Origin of the sequence: Methylobacterium soli, assembly GCF_008806385.1 — a bacterium.
In the GTDB taxonomy this organism is placed as follows: Bacteria; Pseudomonadota; Alphaproteobacteria; order Rhizobiales; family Beijerinckiaceae; genus Methylobacterium; species Methylobacterium soli.
In genome coordinates, this window is sequence record NZ_VZZK01000004.1 from 236194 (window position 1) to 243487 (window position 7294).

Sequence of the window (7294 nt, forward strand, 5' to 3'; positions counted from 1 at the left end):
GCATGATCAGGCCTCGCGCATGATCAGGCCTCGCGCATGAACCGCTTGTTCAGGGCGAGCGCCGACAAAGTCGCGACCGCGCCCGAGAGCAGGTAGACGCCGACCCAGGCGAGGCCGAAGCGGCTGGACAGGCTGAGCGCCACAAGGGGCGCGAAGCCGGCACCGACCAGCCAGGCAAGGTCCGACGTCAGGGCCGAGCCGGTGTAGCGGTAGCGGTTGTCGAAGTTCGACGAGACCGCACCGGCGGTCTGGCCGTAGGACAGGCCGAGAAGGCCGAAGCCCACCACGACGTAGATCGTCTGCCCGATCTCGCTGTCCCCGAACAGGATCGGCGCGATGATGCTTCCGAGGGCGAACACCCCGATCAGGGCGGCCGAGATGCCCACGAGGGTGCGCCGCCCGATCTGGTCCGCGATCAAGCCGGACGCCACGATTGCGCCGGCGGCGATCAGCGCGCCGGCGAACTGCACCATCAGGAACTCGCCCGCGGAGCGCTGCGTGAACAGCGTGATCCAGCTGATCGGGAAGACCGTGACGAGGTGGAAGAGCGCGAAGCTCGCCAGCGGCACGAAGGCGCCGATCATGATGTGGCGGCCGTGCACCCGAATCACCTCGAGAACCGGGACGGCGGAAAGCTCCTGCTTCTTGAGGAGCGCCGAGAACTCCTCGGTGCCGACGAGGCGCAGCCGGGCGAAGAGCGCGACGACGTTGATCGCGAACGCGACGTAGAACGGGTAGCGCCAGCCCCAGTCGAGGAAATCCTCGGACGTGAGGTTGACGAGGAAGAACGAGAACAGGGCGCTCGCCAGCATGAAGCCCAGCGGCGCACCGAGTTGCGGCATCATCGCGTACCAGCCGCGCCGGTTCTCGGGGGCGTTGAGGGCCAGAAGCGAGGCGAGCCCGTCCCAGGCCCCCCCGAGTGCAAGGCCCTGCCCGATCCGGAAGGCCGCCAGCAGCACGATGGAGGCTGCGCCGAGATGGGCGTAGTTCGGCAGGAAGCTGATCGCCGCGGTCGAGCCGCCGAGGAGGAACAGGGCGATCGTCAGCTTGACGCCGCGGCCATACCTCCGGTCGACCGCCATGAAGATCGCGGACCCGATCGGGCGCGCGATGAAGGCGAGGGCGAACACCGCGAAGGCGTAGAGCGTGGCGCGCAGCGGATCGACGAAGGGGAAGAAGACCTTCGGGAAAACCAGCACCGAGGCGATGCCGTAGGTGAAGAAGTCGAAGAACTCCGAGGTCCGGCCGATGACGACGCCAATGGCGATCTCGCTGGGGGCGACCTTGTGGTCGGTCGAGACCAGCCGCGCGTCGCGCTCGAGCGGCGTCGAGGAGGGGAGGGCGTAATCTGAACTCATCGTCGGCAATTCTTGTCCTGGGCATCGGGCCGAGACCGCCGCCGAGGGCGGCCGATCGGTTGCGTGTTGGGGGCGTTATGGCGCAGGCCTGCGCCACGGCAAAGCGCGGAGAGGCGAGACCCCGTGACGCGCGCCCGCCCGATCCCCGTCCAGGCGAGGCGAAACGGGGCGGTTCGAGGAGAGCGCCGCCCGCATCCACACTCCGGGCTCAACCCTGCCATGCTTGCCGCGCCGATGGGTGAGACATCTGTTGCACTTGCCACAACGCCACGCTGCAGCGCAGAAAACCGCGCCGTTCCCGAGGCGTGCCGATCCGAGGCGCACCGGGGGAGGGCGGTCCAGGGCAGGGGCTTCTCTGCACGGATGTCGGGGCTTCGTCCCCGAGGTCCGGCGCGAGGTCTCGGCATCCAAGTCCCTGACCCACGTCCCCGCGCCCGAACTTCCGTCCCGAGCCCCTGCACCGATCGACCCGATGTCCATCAGACTTCTTCGCGGCCTCGCACTGGTTCCCCTGTTCGGCCTGCTGTCAGGCTGCAACATGGTGGTGATGCAGCCCTCGGGCGACATCGCGGCCCGACAGCGCGACCTGATCCTCGCCTCGACCGGGCTGATGCTGCTCATCATCGTGCCCGTCATCGCCCTGACGCTGCTGTTCGCGTGGCGCTATCGCCACACGAACACGGAGGCGGCCTACGATCCCGACTGGCATCACTCGACCCAGCTCGAAGTGGTGATCTGGTCGGCGCCGCTCGTCATCATCATCGCGCTGGGGGCGCTGACCTGGATCAGCACCCACACGCTCGATCCCTACCGGCCCCTCAGCCGCCTCGACGCGTCGCGGCCGCTGCCGGCGGACGTCAAGCCGCTCACAGTCGAAGTCGTCGCACTCGATTGGAAGTGGCTGTTCTTCTACCCAGATCGGGGCATCGCGACGGTCAACGAACTGGCCGCCCCCGTGGACGTGCCGATCACGTTCAAGATCACGTCCGCGTCGATCATGAATTCGTTCTACATCCCGGCGCTCGCCGGTCAGATCTACGCCATGGCGGGCATGGAGACGAAGCTGCACGCGGTGGTGAACAAGGAAGGCGTCTATGACGGCTTCTCGGCCAATTACAGCGGAGCCGGCTTCTCGCGGATGAACTTCAAGTTCCACGGCCTCAGCCGGGACGGCTTCGACCAGTGGATCGCCAAGGCCAAGTCCGACGGGACGGAGCTGAGCCGCGAGGCCTATCTCAAGCTCGAGAAGCCGAGCGAGCAGGAGCCGGTCCGCTACTATTCGGGCGTCGATCAGGGGCTCTACAGAGCGATCCTCAACATGTGCGCGGTCCCGGGCAAGATGTGCATGAGCGAGATGATGCACATCGACGCTCAAGGGGGCGCCGGCAAGGACAGCCACGAGAATCGCGCCAGGCTCGAATACGACAACCGGCACGCCCAGGAGGGCGACGAGGCACAGGGCGCGACCTTCCCGGCCTCGGGCCGCCCGCCGCGCGGCGACGTGCAGCCCCAGGGCATGAAGCCGGACGCACTGGACCCGAAGGTCAACGCCCCGGCCCAGCACCCCGATTCGCACCAGGGTCATTCCATGCCCGGCATGAAGCAGAATGACCCTGCCCCGGCACAGATGCACCACTGACCCGGCAGCGCTGAGCGCTTGAGCCCCCCGCCGACCACCCGCGCGGGGTCGGCCACGACGAAGTTCGGTCTCGGCAAGCCGGCAGGTGCGCAGCGCCGTGCGGGTCCGCCGAGACCGCCGACATCCTCGAACGAGCAGAACCGATGTTCTCCAACCTGGATCTCCAGAAGCTCGTCTTCGGGCGCCTGACGCTCGAAGCGATTCCCTACCACGAGCCGATCCTGCTCGTGACCTTCGCGGCCGTCGTCCTCGGCGGCCTCGGGGTGCTGGGCGCGCTCACGTATTTCCGCCTCTGGGGCACGCTCTGGCGCGATTGGCTCACGAGCGTCGATCACAAGAAGATCGGCATCATGTACATCATCCTCGCGCTGGTGATGCTGCTGCGCGGCTTTGCCGACGCGCTGATGATGCGCGCCCAGCAGGCGATCGCCTTCGGAGCCAATGACGGCTACCTGCCGCCGCACCATTACGACCAGATCTTCACAGCCCACGGCGTGATCATGATCTTCTTCGTCGCGATGCCGCTGGTGACGGGCCTGATGAACTTCGTGGTGCCGCTGCAGATCGGCGCCCGCGACGTGGCCTTCCCGTTCCTCAACAATTTCAGCTTCTGGATGACGGTGAGCGGCGCCGTGACGGTGATGGCCTCGCTCTTCGTCGGCGAGTTCGCCCGCACCGGCTGGCTCGCCTACCCGCCGCTCTCCGGTCCGGCCGCGAGTCCCGGCGTTGGCGTCGACTACTACATCTGGGCGCTGCAGATCGCCGGCATCGGGACGCTGCTCTCCGGCATCAATCTCGTGGCCACCATCGTGAAGATGCGCGCGCCCGGCATGAGCATGATGAAGCTGCCGGTCTTCACCTGGACGGCGCTCTGCACCAACATCCTGATCGTCGCCGCCTTCCCGATCCTGACCGCCGTTCTCGCGCTGCTGTCCCTCGACCGCTACGTCGGCACGCATTTCTTCTCGAACGACCTCGGCGGCAACCCGATGATGTACGTGAACCTCATCTGGATCTGGGGTCACCCGGAGGTCTACATCCTGATCCTGCCGGCCTTCGGCGTCTTCTCCGAGATCGTCTCGACCTATTCGGGCAAGCGCCTCTTCGGCTACGCCTCGATGGTCTACGCCACCGTCGTGATCACGATTCTCTCCTACCTGGTCTGGCTGCACCACTTCTTCACGATGGGCTCGGGAGCCTCCGTGAACTCGTTCTTCGGCATCACCACGATGATCATCTCGATCCCGACGGGCGCCAAGATCTTCAACTGGCTGTTCACCATGTACAAAGGCCGGATCCGGTTCGAGGTCCCGATGCTGTGGACGGTCGGCTTCATGGTCACCTTCGTGATCGGCGGCATGACCGGCGTGCTGCTGGCGGTGCCGCCCGCCGACTTCGTCCTGCACAATTCCCTGTTCCTGATCGCGCATTTCCACAACGTGATCATCGGCGGCGTGCTCTTCGGCATGCTGGCCGGCATCACCTACTGGTTCCCCAAGGCCTTCGGCTACAAGCTCGACCCGTTCTGGGGGAAGATGTCGTTCTGGTTCTGGCTCACCGGATTCTGGTTCGCCTTCATGCCGCTCTACGTGCTCGGCCTGATGGGCGTGACGCGGCGCCTCAACCATTTCGACGATCCCTCGCTCCAGATCTGGTTCGTGATCGCGGCCTTCGGCGCGTTCCTGATCCTGCTCGGCATCGCCTCGTTCGGCGTGCAGCTCGTCGTCAGCTACCTCAACCGCGAGGCGCTGCGCGACGTAACCGGCGACCCGTGGAACGGCCGGACCCTCGAATGGTCCACCGCGTCGCCACCGCCCGAGTACAACTTCGCCTTCACGCCCGTGATCCACGATCACGATGCGTGGTGGGACATGAAGCGCCGCGGCTACAGCCGTCCGCTGGAGGGTTTCCGAGCGATCCACATGCCGAAGGGAACCGGCACCGGCGTGATCCTGGGCGCGCTCAGCCTGGTCTTCTCCTTCGCGATGATCTGGTACATCTGGTGGCTCGCCGCGGCGACCTTCTTGGCCATGGCGGTCGTCACGATCGGCCACACCTTCAACTACAACCGCGACTTCTACATCCCGGCCGACGAGGTCATCCGGGCCGAGGGCCAGCGGACGACGATGCTTTCGGGACGGGCCTGAGACCATGGCGACGCACGCACAGACAGTCCTGAGCCCGGGCGAGGCTCCGGAATTTCACCTCGCGGAGGACCATCATCCGGAAGGCAGCACCATGCTGGGCTTCTGGATCTACCTGATGAGCGATTGCCTCATCTTCGCGGTCCTGTTCGCCACCTACGCGGTGCTCGGCCGAAACTACGCGGCCGGGCCCTCCCCAAAAGACCTGTTCGAGCTGCCGCTGGTGGCCCTGAACACCTCGATGCTGCTCCTCTCCTCCATCACCTACGGCTTCGCCGTCCTGGAGATGGAGCGGAACCGGCAGGGCGCGACCCTCGGCTGGCTCGCCGTCACGGGCCTGTTCGGCCTCTGCTTCGTCGGGATCGAGCTCTACGAGTTCGCGCATCTGATCCACGAGGGCGCGACGCCCCAGCGCAGCGGCTTCCTCTCCGCCTTCTTCACTCTCGTGGGCACCCACGGGCTGCATGTCAGCCTCGGCATCGTCTGGCTGGTCACCCTGATGGTGCAGGTGCGCCAGCGCGGCCTCATCGTCGAGAACCGCCGCCGGCTCCTGTGCCTGTCCATGTTCTGGCACTTCCTCGACGTGATCTGGATCGGGGTCTTCACCTTCGTGTACCTGATGGGAGTCCTGCAATGAGCTCGGCCGCGGAGACCGCCCATCACGGGCACGCGCATGGCGATGCGTCCCACGGGGGGGCGGGCAGTCACGGCACCCTCAAGAGCTACATGACCGGCTTCGTGCTGTCGGTCATCCTGACGGCGATTCCGTTCTGGCTCGTGATGGCCGACGTCCTCGGTGACAACCGCACCACCAGCCTGGTGATCATGGCCTTCGCGGTCGTGCAGATCGTGGTTCATATGATCTACTTCCTGCACATGAACACGAAGTCGGAGGGCGGCTGGACCTTCCTGGCGCTGATCTTCACCCTGACCCTTGTGGTGATCACGCTGATCGGCTCGCTCTGGGTGATGTACCACCTCAACGCCAACATGATGCCGATGTCGGCCCACGACATGCAGCACCACATGCCCGCGCGCTGAGCCGGTCCCCGGATCGCGTTCGGCCGGAGCCGTTCCCGTCGCGACGGGAACGGCTCTTCTCATATGTACCGGTATCGCGTTCGCCGCGGTTTCATCAGGATCCGACTTGCGAGCCGCCCCCGTTTCACCCGCGATCCCGTGATGTGCGATCCAGAGCCGGAAACCGGACCCGTCACCTCCCGCACGCCCCTGGTGCGGATCTTCGCGGGCCTCCTCGCCGGGCTGGCCTTCCTGGGTTTCGTCGGTCTCGGAACCTGGCAGCTCGAGCGCCGGACCTGGAAGCTCGACCTGATCGCCCGGGTGACGGAGCGCGTCCGGGCCGAGCCGGTCCCGGCGCCGGCAAGGCCCGACTGGCCACGGGTGACCACCGCCGATGCCTACCGGCACGTGCGCGTGACAGGCACGTTCCTGAACGATCGCGAAACTCTGGTTCAGGCCGTGACGGAGCGCGGTCCCGGCTTCTGGGTTCTCACGCCCCTGGCGCTCCAGGAGCGCGAGATCATCCTGATCAACCGCGGCTTCGTTCCGGCGGACTGGCGCGACCCGGCATCCCGCGTCGCGGGGCGGATCACCGGTGAGACCACGGTGCGCGGGCTCCTGCGCCTGAGCGAGCCCGGCGGTGCCTTCCTGCGCTCGAACGATCCGGCCGGCGAGCGCTGGTTTTCCCGGGACGTCGCGGCCATCGCGGGCGCGCGGGGTCTCGGCGAGGTCGCGCCTTACTTCATCGATGTCGATGCGAGCCCGCTGCCCGGCGGCCTTCCGGTCGGCGGCCTGACCGTCATCGCCTTTCGCAACGATCACCTCGTCTACGCGCTGACGTGGTACGCGCTCGCCCTGATGGTCCTGGGTGCGGCGGTCTACCTGATCTACGACGCGCGCCCGAAGGGGCGATCGAGGGCGTAGCCGAGGCGGCCGCGGACGGCGCCAACCTGTCGAGCGCCAAGAATCCACCCGGATCGAGGCCGGGAAGGGGGATCCCCGACCGTCACACGGATGTAGGATTTCGGTGCCTCTCCGCTCATTTTTGGGTTGACGGGTTTGGGCGTGGTGCGTATACCGCTGCTCATCGGCGCCGGCCGCGGAAGCGGCCCGGTCGCTGAAACGTCTCTTGG

At 66.5% G+C, this 7294-nt stretch carries 6 protein-coding genes; 5 read left to right on the forward strand and 1 reads right to left on the reverse strand.

What is annotated here, in order from left to right; all coding sequences use genetic code 11:
- Positions 1 to 23: 23 nt before the first annotated feature.
- Positions 24 to 1358 (reverse strand): MFS transporter, encoded by a 1335-nt coding sequence (locus F6X53_RS06050; protein ID WP_150998182.1) that lies wholly within the window; start codon positions 1356 to 1358, stop codon positions 24 to 26.
- 472 nt (positions 1359 to 1830) lie between these two features.
- On the opposite strand from F6X53_RS06050, the gene cyoA reads away from it, so the two are divergent.
- The 5 genes from cyoA to F6X53_RS06075 all read left to right on the forward strand — a co-directional run bounded on the left by cyoA (position 1831) and on the right by F6X53_RS06075 (position 7085).
- Positions 1831 to 2997: a ubiquinol oxidase subunit II gene (gene cyoA / locus F6X53_RS06055; RefSeq protein WP_150998185.1), complete on the forward strand. Its 1167-nt coding sequence runs from the start codon at positions 1831 to 1833 to the stop codon at positions 2995 to 2997.
- 143 nt (positions 2998 to 3140) lie between these two features.
- Complete coding sequence (cyoB, locus tag F6X53_RS06060) at positions 3141 to 5144, forward strand: cytochrome o ubiquinol oxidase subunit I (RefSeq protein ID WP_150998188.1); 2004 nt, start codon at positions 3141 to 3143, stop codon at positions 5142 to 5144.
- A 4-nt stretch (positions 5145 to 5148) separates the two neighbouring features.
- Entirely contained in the window at positions 5149 to 5778 is a 630-nt protein-coding gene (gene cyoC / locus F6X53_RS06065; RefSeq protein WP_150998191.1) for a cytochrome o ubiquinol oxidase subunit III, read from the forward strand.
- A complete protein-coding gene (cyoD, locus tag F6X53_RS06070; protein WP_150998194.1) occupies positions 5775 to 6182 on the forward strand; it encodes a cytochrome o ubiquinol oxidase subunit IV in 408 nt (135 codons plus the stop codon). Before cyoC ends, cyoD begins: the two co-directional genes overlap by 4 nt.
- A gap of 141 nt (positions 6183 to 6323) precedes the next feature.
- The gene (locus tag F6X53_RS06075) at positions 6324 to 7085 is read left to right on the forward strand and encodes an SURF1 family protein (RefSeq protein ID WP_150998197.1); all 762 of its coding nucleotides are present in this window, start codon (positions 6324 to 6326) and stop codon (positions 7083 to 7085) included.
- Positions 7086 to 7294: the final 209 nt, after the last annotated feature.